Genomic DNA, 18,771 nt, shown 5'->3' on the forward strand with positions numbered 1-18,771 from the left:
CACAGGGCGCTGGTGGGCAGCTTGATGACCGGCGTGCCGGCGTGCTGCAGCGCGGCTGGCAACACCGACACCGTGCTGCCCAGCGGCAGGTTGGCATCGGACTGCAGCGCCACCTTGACCGCGAAGGTGCGGGTGACGGGGTCGGCGCTGGCGGACACTTCGCGCACCACGCCGGTGAGCGAGGTGGCGCTGGACCAGACCCGCACCTGGGCCGGTGTGCCCGGCCGGATGGCAGCCACCTTGTCTTCAGGCACCGAAAACACCACGTCGCGCGCGCCGTCCTGGGCCAGGTGCAGCACCGGCGCGCCGGCCGCCACCACCTGGCCGCGCTCGGCCAGCACGGCGGTGACCACGCCGGGCGCATCGGCGTGCAGGGTGGCGTAGCCGGCCTGGTTGCCCTGGCTTGAGAGTTGCGCCTGCGCCTGGTCGAGCTGCGCCTGCGCCGACTGCAAGACGGCAGCGCGCCGCTCCAGTTCTGCGGCGCCAATGAAGTTCTGGTTGTTGAGCTCGGTGTAGCGCTTGAGGTCGGCCGCCGCCAGATCGCGGTTGGTGCGCGCGGCGGCCAGCTGGGCCCGCGCGGCATCGGTGGCGAGCTTGAGATCTTGCGGGTCGAGCTGGGCCAGCAATTGCCCGGCGCTGACGTGCTGGCCGAGCTCTGCGGGGCGGCTCAGCAGCTTGCCACCGACCCTGAAACCCAAGCGCGATTCGACCCGGGCGCGCACCTCGCCGGCGTATTCGAGCGTGCCGCTGCTGCCTTGCAGGGCGACCGTGATCACCTTCACAGAACGGATCGGCTCGGGCGGTGGCGCGGGCTTGGAACAGGCGGCCAGGAGTGCCGAAAAAACAAGGGCAGACCCCAGTTTAAGGGCTGGAAAATAACGCATTTTTATTCTTTCCCAGTGAAAAAGGGGACCGCCCGGCGCTTGCCTCAGGGGGAGTGCTTCGGCATTTTAATAACCAAATGGTTATTAAAATCAGCCAGCACAATCCTACAATGTTCGCCTATGTCAGACCTGACCCCCATTGACCAAATTGCTGAACGGGTTGAGCGCTTGTTGTTGCGCCACGAAGAACTCAAACGCACCAATGCCCTGCTTTACAAGGAAATTGAGACGCTGACGCAAGAACGCGACTCTCTTAAATCCCGCCTGAGCGCGGCGCGCGCGCGCGTTGAAGCGCTGCTGGCGCGCTTGCCCGACAGTGGCAACCCCAATGCCGCCCCCTTGAACCCCTCGCGAGGTAACCCATGAAGCAGATCGAGGTTCAGATCATGGGGCAAAGTTATTTGCTGGGCTGCCCCGAGGGCGGCGAGGCCCGGCTGCTGAATGTGGTGGCCCGCGTGGACGAGGCCATGTGCAAGATCCGCGAAGCCGGCAAGGTTCGCACGCGCGACCGGATTGCCGTGCTGGCGGCGCTCAACATGGCGTTTGACACGCCCGAGCAGCCTGGCTCCCCGGCGCCGGAAGCGCGGGTGGTGGCAATGCCGCAGCCCGAAGAAGCCATCAAGGCCAGGCAATTGCTCAATCGCCTGGACGCCGCGCTGGGCAGCGAAGGCCAGCTGATTTAACGCCAGCCGGCTCTCAGTCCTTGAACTCGGGCTGGCGCTTGCCCATGTTGGCCATCATGGATTCCTGCAGGTCGTTGGAAAGCAGCATGGCGGCGTTCCAGGTGGCCACGTAGTTCAGGCCGTCGGCCACCGAGTGGTCGCGGGCATAGGTGATCATTTCTTTAACACCGCGGATGTTCAAGGGCGACTTGGCGGCAATGGTGGCGGCGACCTCGCGCACCCCTTTTTGCAGCGCCTCGCGCGACTCGAACACGCGGTTGACCAGGCGCATCTGCAGGGCTTCATCGGCGCCAAACTTGCGCGCGGTGTAGGCCAGCTCGCGTGCCATGCCCTCGCCTATCAGCTTGGGCAAACGCTGCAGGGTGCCGACGTCGGCGGTCATGCCGATGTCGATTTCCTTGATGCTGAAGGTGGCATCGCTTGAGCAGTAGCGCATGTCGGCGCAGCAGATCAGGTCGATGCCGCCGCCAATGCAGGCGCCGTGAATGGCGGCCAGCACCGGTTTGCGGCAACGCTCGAGGGATGTGAGCGTGTCCTGCAGATCGAGGATGACCTGGCGCAGGTTTTCGCGGGTGCGGGCCTCGCAGTCGTTCTGGATCTGGTCGCCCATGCCCATCATCATCTGCAGGTCGATGCCGCTGGTAAACAGCTTGCCCTCGCCTTCCAGAATGGCCACGCGCGCCTCGGGGGTGGCGTCAACCCACTTGAAGGCTTGGCGAATCTCGTGCCACATGGCCAGGTTCATGGCATTGGCCTTGTCGGGGCGGTTCAGGCGGATGGTGGCAACGTGGTCTTGCAGGCTGACGCTCAGGGTCTCATACGGCGAGGCGCTGCTTTTTGCCGGTTTGTCGGCGGCGCTGGTGGCGGGTGTGGCGGAGGCAGTAGCGGTTGACACTGCTGAGGCTTTGGGCGCGTCAGCCAGTGCCACCGCCAACTCCAGGCCCTGCTTGATGGCGCGCTTGGCGTCGAGCTCTTCGGCCTTGTCGGCACCGCCGATCAGGTGTACGCCGACACCCGCAGCCAGCAGATCGGCCTGCAGTTCGCGCTGCGGCTCCTGCCCGGCGCAAATGACCACGTTGTCCACCGGCAGGGTCATGTCGCGGTCTCCCACGGTGATGTGCAGGCCGGCGTCGTCGATTTTGCGGTAAGTGACGCCGGCGAACATGTCCACATGGCGGTTTTTGAGCGAGGTGCGATGGATCCAGCCGGTGGTCTTGCCCAGGCCGTCGCCCACCTTGCTGACCTTGCGCTGCAGCAGATAGACCTTGCGCGGGCTGGCCTCAATATGGGCCGGCGCCAGGCCACCGCGGCTGCTGTAACTGGCATCCACGCCCCATTCGGCAAAAAACTTGGCCGCGTCCAGGCTCGGGCTGGTGCCCTCGTGCAGCAAAAACTCGGCGGTGTCAAAACCAATGCCGCCGGCGCCGATCAGCGCCACCGTTTTGCCGACCGGCTTTTTGTCGCGCAGCACGTCGAGGTAGCCCAATACCTTGGGGTGATTGATGCCGTCAATGGGCGGTGTGCGCGGGATCACGCCGGTGGCCAGCACCACCTGTTTGAAACCCCCGGCCAGCAGGGTCTGGGCGCTGACGCGGGTGTTGAGTTGCAGCGTGACGCCGGTGAGCGCGATCTGATTGCCGAAGTAGCGCAGCGTCTCATAAAACTCTTCCTTGCCCGGCACCTGCTTGGCGATGTTGAACTGGCCGCCAATCTCGCTGGCGGCGTCGAACAGCGTCACATCAAAGCCGCACTGCGCGGCGGCGGTGGCAAAGCTCAGACCGGCCGGGCCGGCGCCGACCACGGCAATGCGCTCGCGCGCTTTGGCCGGGGTGATGTTGATGAGCGTTTCGTGGCAGGCGCGCGGATTCACCAGGCAACTGGTGATCTTGCCGCCGAAGGTGTGGTCCAGGCAGGCCTGGTTGCAGCCGATGCAGGTGTTGATTTCGTCGGCCTTGCCGGCCGCGGCCTTTTGCATGAAGAGCGCATCAGCCAGGAACGGGCGCGCCATCGACACCATGTCGCAAAAGCCGTCAGCCAGCAATTGCTCGGCCACTTCGGGCGTGTTGATGCGGTTGGTGGCCACCAGCGGAATGCCCACTTTGCCCTTGAGCTGCTGCGTGACCCAGGCCCAGGCCGCGCGCGGCACCTTGGTGGCGATGGTGGGAATACGCGCCTCGTGCCAGCCGATGCCGGTGTTGATGATGCTGGCCCCTGCCGCCTCAATGGCTTGCGCGAGTTCAATGACCTCGTCGCGCGTGGAGCCGCCCTCGACCAGGTCGAGCATCGACAGGCGGTAGATGATGATGAAATTTTTACCCACCTTTTCACGCGTGCGGCGCACGATTTCCACCGGAAACCTGATGCGGTTGGCGTAGCTGCCGCCCCATTCGTCGTCGCGATGGTTGGTGCGCGCGGCAATAAATTCGTTGAGCAGGTAGCCCTCGCTGCCCATGATCTCGACACCGTCGTAGCCCGCACCCTGTGCCAGCGCGGCGCAGCGCACGAAGTCGTCAATGGTCTGGTAGACCTCTTCGGTGCTGAGCGCCCTGGGTTTCATCGGGTTGATGGGGGCCTGCAGCGCGCTGGGCGCGACCAGATTTTCGTGGTACGCATAGCGGCCAAAGTGCAAAATCTGCATGGCGATCTTGCCGCCGGCCTGGTGCACGGCGTCGGTCACCTGCACATGCTTGGCGGCTTCCTCGGGCGTGGTCAGGCGCGCGCCACCGGGCATGGGGCGGCCGCGGTCATTGGGGGCAATGCCGCCGGTGACGATCAGGCCCACGCCACCGCGCGCGCGCTCGGCGTAAAACGCGGCCATGCGGGCAAAGCCGTCCTTGACTTCTTCGAGCCCGACGTGCATCGAGCCCATGATGACGCGGTTGGGCAGCGTGGTGAAACCGAGGTCCAGCGGGGACAACAAGTGCGGATAGGTGGTCATATAAAAAATCCTAAAGACGATGGCTTGAAACCGGGTGGGTGCTCACTATGCAACCCGTTGCACAGTTTAGGAGAACTCAAAAAATTATGCAACTGGTTGCATAGAGTGTTTTCCCCAATTAGACTCGTTGCCATGGCCTTGTCACACGCGCTCCTGACCTCCCTGCTGGAAAAATCATCCTCCGGCTACGACCTGGCGCGCCGGTTTGACAAGTCGATCGGCTTTTTCTGGCACGCCACGCACCAGCAGATTTACCGCGAGCTTGGCCGCATGGAGGCGGCGGGCTGGATTGAGTCGAGCAGCGCGCCCGACGCCGGCAAAACCCGCAAGCGCATCTACCGGGTGCTGCCCGCCGGGCAGGCAGAACTGCTGCGCTGGGCCGCCGAGCCCTCGAACGATATGGATTTGCGCGACGAATTCATGGTGCGACTGCGCGCCGATGCAGCGCTGGGCTCGCTGGGGCTGGCCCCCGAACTGGAGCGCAGCATTGCGCAGCATGAAGAGAAACTGGCGCTTTACCGCGAGATTGAGCAACGCGATTTTGCCGAGCCCGACAAGCTTTCACGCGCTGCGCGGATTCACCACATGATTCTGAAAAAGGGAATTTTGTACGAGGAGAATTCGATTGCGTGGGCGCGGGAGATGCTGGGGGTGCTGTAGGAGTCGCGCCCTCGCGACGAAGGCTGTTTTGAATTCATTCGCGGCGGGGGCGCCGCTCCTACAGGCGGCTGACCAGCACCACGGTCAGGACCAGCAGCCAGGCGGCCAGCCAAAGTGTGCGCACCCGGTTGGCTTCGACCCGCTTGATGAGTTGCGTGTTCTGGTTGGCCAGCGACTGGATCAACTCGCTGGATGCCAGCATTTGCTGGTGCAGGTCGGCCACCGCCACCTCCAGGCTGGCAACCCGGACCTGCAGGTCTGCCACGGCAGAGGGCCCTGACCCGAGCACGACGTCAGCGGCGGGCCTGACAGGCACCACCACCGCAGGTTTTTTACCAACGCTTTGCCACAGTTTTTTTGCCCCGCTCGCCACCTTGGGGGCGTTTTCAATCACGTCGCCCCAAGGCACCAATTTCAACACTGTCAGCCAGCCGATCGCCATTGTTTCACTCCTTGGTAGAAGGCTTTAGCCTAACTTAAACCACAATCCCCGATAATCCGAGGGTTGGCCATGGTGCTCGAAATAGTTCGACCAAGCGCGCCATGGCTCTGCACTTTTAACCAAATTCCATCTCCCACCACTTCATGACACAGTCACATTTGCCAGGCATTTCCCCCATTGAAGACATCGTAGCCGACCTGCGCGATGGTCGCATGGTCATTCTGGTTGACGAAGAAGACCGCGAAAACGAGGGTGACCTGATCATGGCGGCAGAGCATGTGACGGCCGAGGCTGTCAACTTCATGGCCCGTTTTGGCCGCGGCCTGATCTGCCTGACACTCACCCGCGAGCGCTGCGAACTGCTGCAGTTGCCGCCCATGACGGTGCGCAACGGCGACAAAAAAGGCACCGCTTTTACCGTCTCGATTGAAGCTGCCGAGGGCGTCACCACCGGCATTTCAGCCGCCGACCGGGCGCAGACCATTCAGGTCGCGGTGGCCCGCAACGCCAAACCCGATGATCTGGTGCAACCCGGCCATATCTTCCCGCTCCAGGCAGTCGAAGGCGGGGTGCTGATGCGCGCCGGCCACACCGAGGCCGGGTGCGACCTGGCGGCCATGGCCGGCTGCACACCGGCGGCCATGATCTGCGAGATCATGAAAGACGACGGCACCATGGCGCGGCTGCCTGATTTGCAGGTTTTTGCGGCTGAGCATGGCCTCAAGATTGGCACCATCGCCGACTTGATTCACCACCGCAGCCGCACCGAATCACTGGTGGAGCACATTGGCGCGCGGCCATTCCACACCGCCTTTGGCGAATTCACGGCCCATGCCTACAAGGACAAAACGGCGCACGGCGTGCATCTGGCACTGGTCAAGGGTCAATGGGATGCGGATGAAGCCGTGCTGGCCCGCGTGCATGAGCCGCTGTCGGTGCTTGACGCGCTGGAGGTGGGCCGCACCATGCACTCCTGGAGTCTGGATGCCAGCCTGAAAAAGGTGGCCGACGAAGGCAAGGGTGTGGTGGTGTTTTTGAACTGCGGTGAGAGCGGCGAGCAGTTGCTGTCGCAGTTTGATGGCACAGCCAGGGCCAGCCACGGCCCGGCGCGCGGCCAGATGGACCTGCGCACCTACGGCGTCGGCGCCCAGATTTTGCGTGAATGCGGCGTGCACAAGATGAAGCTGCTGGGCAACCCGCGGCGCATGCCCAGCATGACCGGTTACGGTCTTGAGATTGTGGGTTATGTGAAGCCCTGACCGTCATCACCCGAATCACCCGACCCACCCATCAGGAAAACACCATGCTGATTGCAGACCAAGGCACGCTGGATGCCACCGACCGCCGCCTGAACGGCAAGAACCTCACCATAGGCATCGTGCAGGCGCGTTTTAACGCCGGCGTGACCAACGCGCTGGCCGACGCCTGCAAGGCCGAACTGCTGGCTTTGGGCGTGGATGAGAAAAACATCACCCTGGTGCAAGTGCCGGGCGCGCTGGAAATTCCGGTGGCGCTGCAGGCGCTGGCCGAGCAGCTCAAGTACCACGCGCTGGTGGCACTTGGGTGCATCATTCGCGGTGAAACCTACCACTTTGAGCTGGTGGCCAACGAGTCCGGGGCCAGTGTCAGCCGGATTGCGCTGGACTACCAGATCCCGATCGCCAACGCCATTCTGACCACCGAAAACATGGACCAGGCGGTGGCCCGGCAAACCGACAAGGGCTGCGATGCGGCCCGTGTGGCCGTTGAGATGGCCAACTTACTGGAAGAAATTGAATGAGCGAATCTAGCCACCCAAGCCCCTCCACCCGGCCACCGCGCCAGTCGCGCAAGGGCCTGACCAACACCGGCGTGCGCAAGGCCGCCAGCAAGTCCGACCGCTCCCGCGCGCGCGAATTTGCGGTGCAGGCGCTGTACCAGGTGCTGGTGGGCAAGAACGATGTGGCGGCTGTGGACGCCTTTACCCGCGATCTGGCGGGGTTCAACAAGGCCGACAGCGTGCATTTTGATGCCCTGCTGCGCGGCTGTGCCGAGCAGGCCGAGGCGCTGGACGCGCTGATCCTGCCGCTGCTGGACCGCAAGCTCAGTGAAATCTCGCCGGTGGAGCACGCGGTGATGTGGATTGGCGCCTACGAGCTGCAGCACTGCCTGGACGTGCCCTGGCGCGTGGCGCTCAACGAATGTGTGGAACTGGCCAAGGAGTTTGGCGGCACCGACGGCCACAAGTATGTGAACGGCGTGCTCAACGGCCTGGCCCGGCAACTGCGCCAGGCCGAGGTGGCCGCCGACCCGGGTGCCGCGCGTTAGGAAACTGATGCAAATCACCCAACGCGCGCAGCGCATTGAGCCTTTTTATGTGATGGAGGTGGGCAAGGCTGCCCGATTGGTGGCGACGCAGGTGGCACAGTCTGACGCGCCGATGATTTTTTTGAACATTGGCGAGCCCGACTTCACCGCGCCACCGCTGGTGCAGGAGGCGGCCGCCCGCGCCATCCACGACGGCCTGACCCAATACACCCCGGCCATTGGCCTGCCGGAGTTGCGCGAACGCATCAGCGCCTGGTACCGCAGCCATTTTGGCGTCAGCGTGCCCGCCAGCCGGATTGTGGTGACTGCCGGTGCCTCGGCCGCCCTGCAACTGGCTTGCCTGGCCCTGATCGAAGCTGGCGACGAGGTGCTGATGTCCGACCCGAGCTACCCCTGCAACCGGCATTTTGTGTCGGTGGCAGATGGCACGGCGGTGCTGGTCCCGACCACCGCCGAAGAGCGCTTTCAGCTCAGCGCCGACAAGGTGCTCGGGGCATGGAACCCCCGCACCCGTGGCGTGCTGCTGGCCTCGCCCTCCAACCCGACCGGCACCTCGATTGCGCCCGCTGAACTGCGCCGCATCCATGAGCTCGTGCAGGGCCGGGGCGGCATCACCCTGATCGACGAGATCTATCTGGGGCTGAGCCATGACGAAGCCTATGGTCACACCGCGCTGGCGCTGGACGACCAGATCATCAGCATCAACAGTTTCAGCAAATACTTCAACATGACCGGCTGGCGGCTGGGCTGGATGGTGGTGCCTGAAGCGCTGGTGCCGGTGATCGAGCGGCTGGCCCAAAACCTTTTCATCTGCCCCAGCACCATTGCCCAGTACGCGGCGCTGGCCTGTTTTGAGAGCGAGAGCCTGGCCGAGTACGAGCGCCGCCGCGCCGAGTTCAAGGCCCGGCGCGACTACTTCATCCCGGCGCTCAATGAACTCGGTCTGAGTGTGCCGGTGATGCCCGACGGAGCGTTTTATGCCTGGGCCGATTGCTCGGCGGCTTGCGCCAGGCTGGGCGTGCAAGGCAGTTGGGACCTGGCTTTTGAGTTGATGCACCGGGCCCATGTGGCGGTCACCCCGGGGCGCGACTTTGGCCAGTTTGACACCGGGCATTTCATCCGTTTTTCAACAGCCAGTTCGATGCCGCAACTGCGCAGCGCGATCGACCGCCTCAGGGTGTTGCTGGCATGAGCGGGCGGCATTCTGGCAGCGAAACCTTTGGCTGGCCGGTGCGTGTGTACTGGGAAGACACCGATGCCGGCGGCATTGTGTTCTATGCCAACTACCTGAAATTTTTCGAGCGCTCGCGCACCGAATGGCTGCGGGCCAGGGGCATCAACCAGCAGGCTCTGCGCGAGGCCACCGGTGGCATGTTTGTGGTGGGCGATGCGCGGCTGCGCTACCTGAGAAGCGCCAGGCTGGACGATGAACTATTGGTTACAACTTCGCTGCTGGAGGCCGGGCGCGCCTCCATGACAATCCACCAACAGGCTTTGCTGACCACGCCTGCCGGCCCCGTTTTGCTGTGCGAAGGCACCATCCGGGCCGGGTGGGTCAACGCGGGCAGCTTGAAACCTGCCAGAATTCCGCAAAACATCCTGGACTCCCTCACATGAATCAAGAACTTTCCATTTTCCAGCTCGTGCTGCAGGCCAGCATCGTGGTGCAACTGGTGATGTTGCTGCTGATCACGGTGTCGGTGGTCAGCTGGGCCGCCATCTTTCGCAAACTGTTCTCGCTGGGCAAGGTCAAGCAGCTGAACGACCGCTTTGAGCGCGATTTCTGGTCGGGCAGCAGCCTCAACGACCTGTTTGCCGCAGCCGCCCAGAACGCCCGCAGCGGCGGCCCGATGGAGCGTATTTTTGCCAGCGGCATGCGCGAGTTCCAGAAGTTGCGCGAGCGCCAGGTTACCGATGCGGGCATCCTGATGGACGCCGCCCGGCGCGCCATGCGGGCCAGCTTTCAGCGCGAAATGGACGTGATCGAAACCCATTTGTCGTTTCTGGCCTCGGTGGGCTCGGTGTCGCCCTACGTGGGCTTGTTTGGCACCGTGTGGGGCATCATGCACGCCTTTACCGGCCTGGCCGCCCTGACCCAGGTGACGCTGGCCAGTGTGGCGCCCGGCATTGCCGAAGCGCTGGTGGCCACCGCCATCGGCCTGTTTGCCGCCATTCCGGCGGTGGTGGCCTACAACCGCTTTGCGCGCGACATTGACCGCATTTCGATCCGGCTGGAGACCTTCATTGAAGAGTTTTCCAACATCCTGCAGCGCAATGCGGGCGCCCAGTCCGCCTCGGGGCACTGACCGTGGCCGCCGTCGTCAGCCGCGGCCGGGGCCGCCGCACCATCAACGAGATCAACATGGTGCCCTTCATCGACGTGATGCTGGTGCTGTTGATCATTTTCATGGTCACCGCGCCGCTGATTGCGCCCAGCATGATCAACCTGCCCAGCGTTGGCAAAGCGGCCGGCCAGCCCGACCAGGTGATCCAGATCGTGATTGGCAAGGACGAGTCGCTGCAGATCAAGATCAAGGACAAGACCACAGGCACCGGCCTCAAGGAAATCAGCGATCTTGTCAAACAAGCGCAAACCGCCGTGCCTGATACCGCCGTGGTCATCAGCGCTGACAAGGCAGTCAAATACGAGGCCGTGGTGCGCGTCATGGACACCTTGCAGCGCGCCGGCATTGCCCGTATCGGCCTGTCGGTGCAACTCGCGCCCTGACCGCGCTGCCATGCACGCCGCAACCGACCGCCTCGAATTTGCCCCGCCCGCCACCCCCGGCGTGGTGCGCGCCGTCATACTGGCGCTGCTGGCGCACGCGCTGCTGATCGCGGCCTTGACCTGGGGCGTGAACTGGCAGCGCGATGCCGCAATCATCACGGCCGAGGCCGAGCTGTGGGCCACTGTGCCGGTGGCGGCTGCGCCCCGGCTGCAGGAGCTGCCGCCCGAAGCATTGCCTGCCGAGGAGCCTCGGCCAGTGGTCAAAGCGGCGCCGGTGCCAGAGCCCGTGGTGGCGCCCGTGGTTGCGCCGCCCAAGGTGGACATTGCGCTCGAACAGGAAAAGCAGCGCCGCCTGCAAAAACAAAAACAACTGGAGCTTGAAAAGCAGCAGGACAAACTCAAGCAGGAAAAATTGAGGCAGGAACAGCTCAAGGCCGAAAGGCTGCAGCAGGAGAAGTTAAAGGAAGAAAAGATCAAGGCAGACAAGCTGAAACTTGCCCAGGCCGAGAACAACCGGCTGGCGCAAGAGAAGAAACAAGCCGAGCAACAGGCCCGGCAGCTCGAAGCCCAGCGCGCCGAGAATTTGAAACGCATGAGCGGCCTGGCCGGAGCCAGCGGCGGAGCCACATCAACTGGCACCGCGCTCAAATCGGCCGGGCCGTCGGCCAGCTACGCCGGGCGCATCATTGCCCGCGTCAAGCCCAACATCGTGTTCACCGAATCCATCAGCGGCAATCCGACCGCCGTGGTTGAGGTGCGCGCCGCACCGGACGGCACCATCGTTGCGCGCAAATTGATCCAGTCCAGCGGCGTCAAAGCCTGGGACGAAGCGGTTTTAAGAGCCATCGACAAGACCGAAGTGCTTCCGCGCGACACCGACGGCCGCGTGCCATCGCCGTTACCGTTCAGCTTCCGGCCCAAGGATTAGACCCTATTCGTAAATGATTTCGGCGGTGCCAGGCGCTGCCTGCGCCCACCAGCTGGCCAGCGCGGCATTGCTGGGGTAAAACAGGGCCTGCTCGCCTAACTGCAATTCGGTCTGGGCCGCGCCCTGCGGGCTCTGACAGGTCAGGGCCAGCCGCACGCTTAGGCCGCGCCACAGATCGCCCTGTTCGGTCACCTCTTTTTGCGCCGGAAAATCTCGCAGAAGCCGGGTCATGTCCAGCTTCAGACCCAGCGGACCGGTGCCGGCCCGCACCCGCAGGTACTTGCCAAAACGGCAACGCGCCTGCTCCAGGCCCCAGACCTGCTGCACCGTGAGTTGCATGCCACCCGAGAACCGGTCGGGCTGCACTTTGCCCATGACGATCACCAGCTCATCGTCCTTGAACAGGTCTTTGTGGGCGTTGACCAGCGCCTCTTCGGCGCGCGCATCGATCACCCCCGAGGCGTCATCGAGCCTGAACAGCGCCACCTTGCCGCGCTGGCCGTTGACAACACGAAGGTCGTTGATGATGCCGGCCAGCAACTGCGGCTCGCGGGTGTCGATCAGGTCGGCAATCGGTCGCTTGGCAAAGCGGCGCACCTCGGCCACCACTTCGTCAAACAAATGCCCCGACAAATAGAAACCGAGGGCAGATTTTTCGTAGATCAGCCGCTCTTTCACGCCCCAGGGCGTGGCCTGCACCAGCTCGGGCTCTTGCGTGCTGGAGCCGTGGTCGTCGTCACCCCCCAGATCAAACAGGCTGCACTGGTTGGCATTGGCCAGGGCCGCGGCGCCAAATTCAAACGCCAGGTCCAGGCTTGCCAGCAGGCTGGCCCGGTTGAGGTTGAGGCCATCGAACCCGCCCGCCTTGATCAGCGCCTCGACCGTGCGCTTGTTGATGCGGCTGCGGTCCACCCGGGAGCAAAAATCAAACAGGCTCCTGAAGGGCCCGACCACATCGCCACTGGGGCCAACACCCCTGCCCTCACGCGCCGCCACGATGGCTTCAATCGCCTGCTGGCCGCTGCCCTTGACGGCGCTCAGGCCATAACGGATCGCCTTGTCTGAAATGGGCTCAAAGCGGCTGACGCCCCGGTTCACATCGGGCGCCTCAAACGTCAACCCCATCTTGATGGCGTCTTCCAGCAACACCTTGAGCTTGTCGGTGTCGTCCATTTCCACGGTCATGTTGGCGCAGAAAAACTCGGCCGTGTAATGCACCTTGAGCCAGGCCGTGTGGTAGGCCAGCAGCGAGTAGGCGGCGGCGTGCGACTTGTTGAAGCCGTAGCCGGCAAACTTCTCCATCAGGTCAAAAACCTCGTCGGCCTTGTCCTGGTTGATGTTGTTTTTGGCAGCCCCGTCACGGAAAATCTGGCGGTGCCGGGCCATCTCGTCGGCGTCTTTCTTGCCCATGGCGCGGCGCAGCATGTCGGCGCCGCCCAATGAGTAGCCGCCAAGGATCTGCGCGGTCTGCATCACCTGCTCCTGGTAAACCATGATGCCGTAGGTCTCGGACAGCATCTCGGCCACCAGCGGGTGCGGGTACTCAACCACCTCGCGCCCGTGCTTGCGCGCCACAAAACTCGGGATCAGGTCCATCGGGCCGGGGCGGTACAGGGCGTTGAGGGCAATCAGGTCTTCCAGGCGGGTCGGTTTGGCGTCTCGCAGCATGCCCTGCATGCCGCGCGATTCAAACTGGAACACCGCCTCGGTCTTGCCGTCCTGGAACAGCTTGTAAACCGCCTTGTCGTCGAGCGGCAGGTTCTCGAAGGCAAAATTTTCCTGACCCAGGTGGCGTTTGATGATGAGCTCGCGGGCGATTTCCAGAATGGTCAGGGTGGCCAGGCCCAAGAAGTCAAATTTGACCAGGCCCACCGATTCCACGTCGTTCTTGTCGTACTGGCTCACCGCCGAGTCACTGCCAGGCTGCTGGTAGAGCGGGCAAAAGTCGGTGAGCTTGCCGGGCGCAATCAGCACACCGCCGGCGTGCATGCCGATGTTGCGTGTCATGCCCTCGAGCTTGCGCGCCAGCTCCAGCAGCGTGCGCACATCCTCCTCTTTCGCCTCGCGCTCGGCCAGGATTGGCTCGGCCTCGACGGCGTAGACCAGTTTGTCGTCCTTTTTGCGGTCGGGCGGCGGCAGTTGCAGCGTGACCGCCACGCCGGGCTTGTTGGGAATGAGCTTGCTGATGCCGTCGCAAAAGGTGTAGCTCATGTCAAGCACCCGACCCACATCGCGAATCGCGGCGCGCGCCGCCATGGTGCCAAACGTGGCAATCTGGCTGACCGCGTCCTTGCCGTATTTGCCCTTGACGTAATCAATCACCAGGTTGCGGTTGGTCTGGCAAAAGTCGATGTCGAAGTCGGGCATGGACACCCGCTCAGGGTTCAGAAAGCGCTCAAACAGCAGGTTGTAGCGCAGCGGGTCCAGATCGGTGATCTTGAGCGAGTAAGCCACCAGCGAACCGGCCCCTGAGCCGCGCCCCGGTCCCACCGGGCAGCCATTGTTTTTGGCCCAGTTGATGAAGTCGCCCACGATCAAAAAATAACCCGGAAAGCCCATTTTCAGGATGGTGACCAGTTCGAACTCCAGTCGCTCCAGGTAGCGCGGCATCTGCTTGTCGCGCTCAGCCGGGTCGGGGTACAAATGCGCCATGCGTTCTTTGAGCCCCTCGTGCGAGGCATGGCGAAAGTAGTCATCGGCCGCCATCACCACGCCATTGACCGGCGGAATCGGAAAGTCGGGCAGCTGCGGCTTGCCCAGCACCAGGCTCAGGTTGCAGCGTTTGGCAATTTCAACGCTGTTGGCCAGCGCCGAGGGAAGGTCGGAAAACAGCGCCTGCATCTGTGCCGCTGATTTGAAATACTGGTCACGGGTGAAGCGGCGAATTCGCCGTGGATTGGCCAGCATTTCGCCCTCGGCGATGCAGACGCGCGCCTCATGGGCTTCAAAGTCTTCGGGGCTTTGGAATTGAACCGGGTGGGTAGCCACCACCGGCAAGCCCGAGCGCTGCGCCAGTTGCACCGCAGCCGTTACCTGCAGCTCGTCTTCAGGGCGGCCGGCGCGCTGGAGTTCCAGGTAAAAGCGGTGTGTGAAAACACCCGCCAGCTTTAGCGCGGCATCCAGCGCCCGCGCCTCATCGCCTTGCAGCAGCGCCTGCCCCACCGGCCCGGCCTGTGCGCCCGACAGGCAGATGAGCCCGCCATTGAGTTCGGTGAGCCAGGCCAGGCTGACCGCAGCCTGCGCCTTGCCGCCGTTTTGTGTCCAGGCACGCGCCAGCAGCTCAGACAAGTTGAGGTAACCCGCCTGGTTTTGCACCAGCAGCAGCACGCGTGACAGCAGCCCCTGCTCTTTGCCCAACCCCTCCAGCCAGACCTCGGCACCAATGATGGGTTTGACACCGCGCTTGCGCCCTTCCTTGTAAAACTTGATCGCCCCGAACAGGTTGCTCAGGTCGGAAATAGCCAGGGCGGGCTGGCCGTCCGACGCGGCCGCCTTGACCACTTCGTCGATGCGGGTGGTGCCGTCGATGACGGAAAATTCAGTGTGCAGGCGTAAGTGAACAAACATGGTGACTCAAGTATGATGATTCAAAGCAACACGGTCCTCTGTGACCGCGATTGTTTTGAATGTTGGATTGTAAGAAGACCCCCAAGGTGAATAACTTGAAGATTCTTGTGGTTGATGATCATGCACTGGTCCGTGAAGGACTGTGCCAGCTGCTCAAGGGAATTATTCCGGGGCAAATTACCGAGGTGCTGCAGGCGGCCACTTGCGCCAGGGCTTTCGAGCTGGCCCATTTCAATGCCGACCTTGACCTGGTGTTGCTTGATTATCAACTGCCCGACATGAGCGGCTTGGCGGCTCTGGAGGTTTTTGGCAAAAGGCATCCCGAGTTGCCGGTGGTCATTTTGTCGGGCGCGGCCAATCCCAGCGTGGTGCAGCACGCGCGCGAGCTCGGCGCCGCCGGTTTTGTCACCAAGTCGGGGCAGAGCGACACCCTGCTGGCAACCTTGCGCAAGGTGCTCGACGGTGAAATTTTCCATCCGTCCAACTTCAGTCCTCTGTGCGAAAGTGCGTATGACGTCCCGATCAAGACAAAAACACCGCCGGCGCTGAGTTCACGCCAGCAGGATGTGATGGGCCTGATGATGGGTGGCTTGACCAACCGGCAAATCGGCGAACGGCTGTCGGTGAGCGCGGAAACCGTGAAATTCCATGTCAGCAGTATTTTGCGGACCTTTGGCGCCCGCTCCAGAACCGAGGCCGTGCTGGAAGCCAGGCGCTGGGGCTATGACCAGTCTTCATCGCGCGGTGCCTGAGCGCTCAGCAGGCGATTGATCAAGCTGCGCAATTTGGCCGGGCGCACCGGCTTATGCAGCAAGGTGAGTTGCGCCGCCTGAGCCGCTTGCGACAGCGCGGGGTCGGTGTCGGCGCTGATCAGGCAGGCGGGCACGGGCTGTGCCAACTGCCGGCGAAGTTGCACAATGGCATCAACCCCGTGCGCGGCGCCATTGAGCCGGTAATCACTGATGATCAAGCCGGGCACAAAACCGCTTTGAATCAGACTTTGCGCATCGCCCAGGCTGCTCGCCTGGGCCACCTCGAAATTCCAACTTTGCAACAAACCCGCCAGGGCCTTGCGCACCAGTTCGTCATCTTCAATCACCAGCACAGCACAGCCTGACCCGCCCTGGTTTTCCGGCTCTTCTGCCAGGCTTGCCCCGGCACGAGGCGGCTCTGGCGCCACCGCGGGCACCCTCAGGCGCAGGCGGGTGCCCACGCCCAGATGTGACGCAAGCTGCAGGGGGTGACCCAGCAGTTGACAGCTTCGCTGCACGATATTGAGCCCAAGACCCAGCCCCTGGGGACTCAGGCGGGCCGGATTGCCAATTTGATAAAACTCCCTGAACACGGCGGCCTGATGCTCTGGCGCAATGCCCAGACCACTGTCCCAAACTTCGATGTGCACTTGTGCCGGGTCGCTTGTGGGCCGGCACGCAACCACCACGCCGCCCCGTTCGGTGTAACGCAAGGCATTGCCAACCAAATTGAGCAAGATCCGGTAGAGCAGCACGGGATCGCTTTGCACCCAGACCGTGCAGGGCCGGATACGCAACCGCAGGCCCTTGTCGAATGCAGTGGCTGCCAGGTCCTGGTCCAGGCGCTGAAACAAGTCATTCAATGGAAACTTTTGCAGTTTGATCTGCAAGGCCTTGGACTCCAGGTGCGAGATGTCGAGCAAGCCATCCAGCAGATTTTGCAGGGCGCGTACCGAGGCCTCCAGATGACCAATCAACTCACGGGTGGGCGCATCATGGGGCAACTGGGCCAGGCGGGCGACAAACATGCCCAAGGCGTGAATGGGCTGGCGCAAATCGTGGCTGGCGGCGGCCAAAAATCTGGATTTGGCCAGCGTTGCCAACTCTGCTTCCTGCTTCTTCTGAAGCAGTTCCTCGGTGGCCAGGGCCACTTGCCGCGCCAGCTCCGCATGCACGTCACCCAAGCGTTCCGCCATTTTGCGCAGTTTCAACTGCAGGCCCAGCAACGGATCGTTGCGCCCGGGGGCAGCGTATGCCACCTCGGCCGCGGCAGAAAAGTCGCCACGGCCGATGCGCTCGATCAAATGCGTGATCCGCAAAATCGGGCGGATCACGCCAGCGCTGAGCCTGACCGCCAGCACCGCACCGAACAGCAGACCCAAAACAATGATCAAGCCCCCCAAATACAAAATGTCGCGTTTTTTCTCATTCACCAACTGGCGCGAAAATTTCACTACTACCTGGCCCAACGGCGCAACTTGCGCACCGCCGGGGCGCAATGCATCTTCGTACAGGTCGTCGAGCTTGAGGTCGCTGGCAAACACCGGTTGCGTCAACACATCCAGCGCCGCCTGGTCGTCAAAAAAGCGCTCTTCTGAAACAGACAAAGTGGGCAGGCCACCATATTGGGTGTTTCCAGCACTGGCCAGCACGCGGCCCTCACGATCCAGAATCGCGACCCAACGCACCTCGGGCTCGCGCAAGACGCCCCGCGCAATGGTCTGCAATTGCGTTGTGTTGCCCGCAAACAGGCCAAACTCACTGGACATCGCAAGCTGCCGCGCCACCGAGCGGGTGCGAGACTGGTAGCTGTCGGTGATGTCCTCAAAACGCGACACCAAAAACACGCCCGACAACACCAGCACCAGCAGGGACACCGGCAGCAACGCCGCCAGCAGCATACGCACCCGGATGTCAGGCGTTTTCATGGCTGCGACTCCTGGCGCCTTAATTCCAGGCGCAGGGTGCGGGCATCAAGGGTGAGCGCCAATACCCGGGCCACCTGCTCGTTGACGCCAATTTCAAAATCGTCCGGCTCCAGCGCATGCTCAGGCAAAGACCGCATGGCGAGCACCTCGAGCACCCGGTCGGCAGCCTGGGTGCCAGCCTGCGCGGGCGTGCTGTACAGCGCCAGAAGAGCACCAGCGCGGACATACGCGGGCGAGAAAGCCACCAGAGGAACCTTGGCCTGAATGGACGTCCGCAGGATATTCTGGATGCTCTGGTTGTTGAACACCAGCGGGTCAGCCTGTGCCAGCAACACATCGCTGTCATCAAGGACCGACTGCAAGGCAGCAAACAGAGAGGCTTCATCATCCACCCGGGCAATGCGCAAGGTCAGGCCATTGGCACTGGCGGACGCGCGCAAGGCAGGCACCTTGGACCAGGAGTCCGGCCCCAACAAGACGCCGACACGCGAGGCCTGCGGCAATGCCAGCCGGATCAGGGCCAACTGGCGTTGCATGGGCTGGTCAAGATAGATGGCAGTGAAGCGGGCCGAGTTTTTTTGGTTGGTTTCCTGCAGCACGCGGGCAAACCCCAGACGTGGAATCAGGGCGCTGAGCACAGGCACCTGCAACCGGGCTTTGGCGAGGGCCGTTGATGCCTGCGTGCCCAGTGCCACCCACACCCTGACCGTTGTCTGCTTTGCCGCAGGGAGGGTGGCCAAATCATCCAGATTCAAAAGCTGTATTGAAGTTGGCGGCACGCCCTGGCCGACCAGGCGCCCGGTCAAGGCTTGGGCGGCCTCCATGTAGGGCCCGCTGGCTTGACTGCTGACAATCCCCACGCTGACCCCAGGAACCTGCGCCAGCAGTCGCCCGGCCAGCAGGCACCAGGCCAGCCCGATCAGGATACCCCGCAAACGCCGTGCCATGGCCAAC

General features: G+C 63.0%; 18 protein-coding genes and 1 pseudogene. 12 read left to right on the forward strand and 7 right to left on the reverse strand.

Going from position 1 to position 18,771, the window contains the following annotated elements; translation table 11 throughout:
• A partial coding sequence (locus tag GPS82_RS04055; protein WP_296491254.1) for an efflux RND transporter periplasmic adaptor subunit occupies nucleotides 1-884 on the reverse strand: 884 nt, incomplete at its 3' end.
• A 120-nt stretch (nucleotides 885-1,004) separates the two neighbouring features.
• On the opposite strand from GPS82_RS04055, the gene GPS82_RS04060 reads away from it, so the two are divergent.
• Nucleotides 1,005-1,250, forward strand: coding sequence for a DUF904 domain-containing protein (locus tag GPS82_RS04060; RefSeq protein WP_296491256.1), 246 nt, complete (start codon nucleotides 1,005-1,007; stop codon nucleotides 1,248-1,250).
• Nucleotides 1,247-1,567, forward strand: a complete 321-nt coding sequence (locus tag GPS82_RS04065; protein ID WP_296491258.1) for a cell division protein ZapA — start codon at nucleotides 1,247-1,249, stop codon at nucleotides 1,565-1,567. Before GPS82_RS04060 ends, GPS82_RS04065 begins: the two co-directional genes overlap by 4 nt.
• Nucleotides 1,568-1,580: 13 nt before the next feature.
• Here GPS82_RS04065 and GPS82_RS04070 read toward each other — a convergent pair whose 3' ends face one another.
• Both GPS82_RS04070 and GPS82_RS04075 read right to left on the reverse strand, forming a co-directional pair.
• Complete coding sequence (locus GPS82_RS04070) at nucleotides 1,581-2,495, reverse strand: crotonase/enoyl-CoA hydratase family protein (RefSeq protein ID WP_296491332.1); 915 nt, start codon at nucleotides 2,493-2,495, stop codon at nucleotides 1,581-1,583.
• Nucleotides 2,487-4,505: pseudogene (locus GPS82_RS04075) on the reverse strand (NADPH-dependent 2,4-dienoyl-CoA reductase); the annotation flags it as partial. The pseudogene GPS82_RS04075 and the gene GPS82_RS04070, both read right to left, overlap by 9 nt.
• 132 nt (nucleotides 4,506-4,637) lie before the next feature.
• On the opposite strand from GPS82_RS04075, the gene GPS82_RS04080 reads away from it, so the two are divergent.
• A complete protein-coding gene (locus GPS82_RS04080) occupies nucleotides 4,638-5,165 on the forward strand; it encodes a PadR family transcriptional regulator (RefSeq protein ID WP_296491260.1) in 528 nt (175 codons plus the stop codon).
• 58 nt (nucleotides 5,166-5,223) lie between these two features.
• Here the strand turns inward: GPS82_RS04080 and GPS82_RS04085 are convergent, their stop codons facing one another.
• Nucleotides 5,224-5,607 (reverse strand): hypothetical protein, encoded by a 384-nt coding sequence (locus GPS82_RS04085; RefSeq protein WP_296491262.1) that lies wholly within the window; start codon nucleotides 5,605-5,607, stop codon nucleotides 5,224-5,226.
• Nucleotides 5,608-5,750: 143 nt separating this feature from the next.
• On the opposite strand from GPS82_RS04085, the gene ribBA reads away from it, so the two are divergent.
• The 8 genes from ribBA to tolA are packed head-to-tail and all read left to right on the forward strand — an operon-like array spanning nucleotide 5,751 to nucleotide 11,570.
• Nucleotides 5,751-6,866, forward strand: coding sequence for a bifunctional 3,4-dihydroxy-2-butanone-4-phosphate synthase/GTP cyclohydrolase II (ribBA, locus tag GPS82_RS04090; protein ID WP_296491263.1), 1,116 nt, complete (start codon nucleotides 5,751-5,753; stop codon nucleotides 6,864-6,866).
• Nucleotides 6,867-6,910: 44 nt separating this feature from the next.
• On the forward strand, nucleotides 6,911-7,387 hold the full coding sequence (gene ribH / locus GPS82_RS04095) for a 6,7-dimethyl-8-ribityllumazine synthase (protein ID WP_296491265.1): 477 nt from the start codon (nucleotides 6,911-6,913) through the stop codon (nucleotides 7,385-7,387).
• On the forward strand, nucleotides 7,384-7,914 hold the full coding sequence (gene nusB, locus GPS82_RS04100; protein ID WP_296491269.1) for a transcription antitermination factor NusB: 531 nt from the start codon (nucleotides 7,384-7,386) through the stop codon (nucleotides 7,912-7,914). The genes ribH and nusB overlap by 4 nt, the downstream gene beginning before the upstream one ends.
• A gap of 7 nt (nucleotides 7,915-7,921) precedes the next feature.
• A complete protein-coding gene (locus GPS82_RS04105) occupies nucleotides 7,922-9,106 on the forward strand; it encodes a pyridoxal phosphate-dependent aminotransferase (protein WP_296491272.1) in 1,185 nt (394 codons plus the stop codon).
• A complete protein-coding gene (ybgC, locus tag GPS82_RS04110) occupies nucleotides 9,103-9,531 on the forward strand; it encodes a tol-pal system-associated acyl-CoA thioesterase (protein WP_296491275.1) in 429 nt (142 codons plus the stop codon). Before GPS82_RS04105 ends, ybgC begins: the two co-directional genes overlap by 4 nt.
• Nucleotides 9,528-10,220 (forward strand): protein TolQ, encoded by a 693-nt coding sequence (gene tolQ / locus GPS82_RS04115; protein ID WP_296491277.1) that lies wholly within the window; start codon nucleotides 9,528-9,530, stop codon nucleotides 10,218-10,220. Before ybgC ends, tolQ begins: the two co-directional genes overlap by 4 nt.
• A 2-nt stretch (nucleotides 10,221-10,222) precedes the next feature.
• On the forward strand, nucleotides 10,223-10,642 hold the full coding sequence (locus tag GPS82_RS04120) for a biopolymer transporter ExbD (RefSeq protein ID WP_296491279.1): 420 nt from the start codon (nucleotides 10,223-10,225) through the stop codon (nucleotides 10,640-10,642).
• A 10-nt stretch (nucleotides 10,643-10,652) separates the two neighbouring features.
• Nucleotides 10,653-11,570, forward strand: a complete 918-nt coding sequence (tolA, locus tag GPS82_RS04125; protein WP_296491280.1) for a cell envelope integrity protein TolA — start codon at nucleotides 10,653-10,655, stop codon at nucleotides 11,568-11,570.
• Nucleotides 11,571-11,573: 3 nt separating this feature from the next.
• On the opposite strand, the gene dnaE is transcribed toward tolA, so the two are convergent.
• The gene (gene dnaE / locus GPS82_RS04130; protein WP_296491281.1) at nucleotides 11,574-15,137 is read right to left on the reverse strand and encodes a DNA polymerase III subunit alpha; all 3,564 of its coding nucleotides are present in this window, start codon (nucleotides 15,135-15,137) and stop codon (nucleotides 11,574-11,576) included.
• A gap of 86 nt (nucleotides 15,138-15,223) precedes the next feature.
• On the opposite strand from dnaE, the gene GPS82_RS04135 reads away from it, so the two are divergent.
• Nucleotides 15,224-15,889, forward strand: a complete 666-nt coding sequence (locus tag GPS82_RS04135; protein WP_296491283.1) for a response regulator transcription factor — start codon at nucleotides 15,224-15,226, stop codon at nucleotides 15,887-15,889.
• On the opposite strand, the gene GPS82_RS04140 is transcribed toward GPS82_RS04135, so the two are convergent.
• Together GPS82_RS04140 and GPS82_RS04145 are read right to left on the reverse strand one after the other, a co-directional pair.
• Entirely contained in the window at nucleotides 15,859-17,817 is a 1,959-nt protein-coding gene (locus GPS82_RS04140; RefSeq protein WP_296491285.1) for an ATP-binding protein, read from the reverse strand. The two genes, GPS82_RS04135 and GPS82_RS04140, sit on opposite strands and share 31 nt — an antisense overlap.
• A complete protein-coding gene (locus GPS82_RS04145) occupies nucleotides 17,814-18,764 on the reverse strand; it encodes an ABC transporter substrate binding protein (protein WP_296491287.1) in 951 nt (316 codons plus the stop codon). The genes GPS82_RS04140 and GPS82_RS04145 overlap by 4 nt, the downstream gene beginning before the upstream one ends.
• Between the last annotated feature and the right edge of the window lie 7 nt (nucleotides 18,765-18,771).

The organism is Rhodoferax sp. (assembly GCF_011391645.1).
In the GTDB taxonomy this organism is placed as follows: Bacteria; Pseudomonadota; Gammaproteobacteria; order Burkholderiales; family Burkholderiaceae_C; genus Rhodoferax.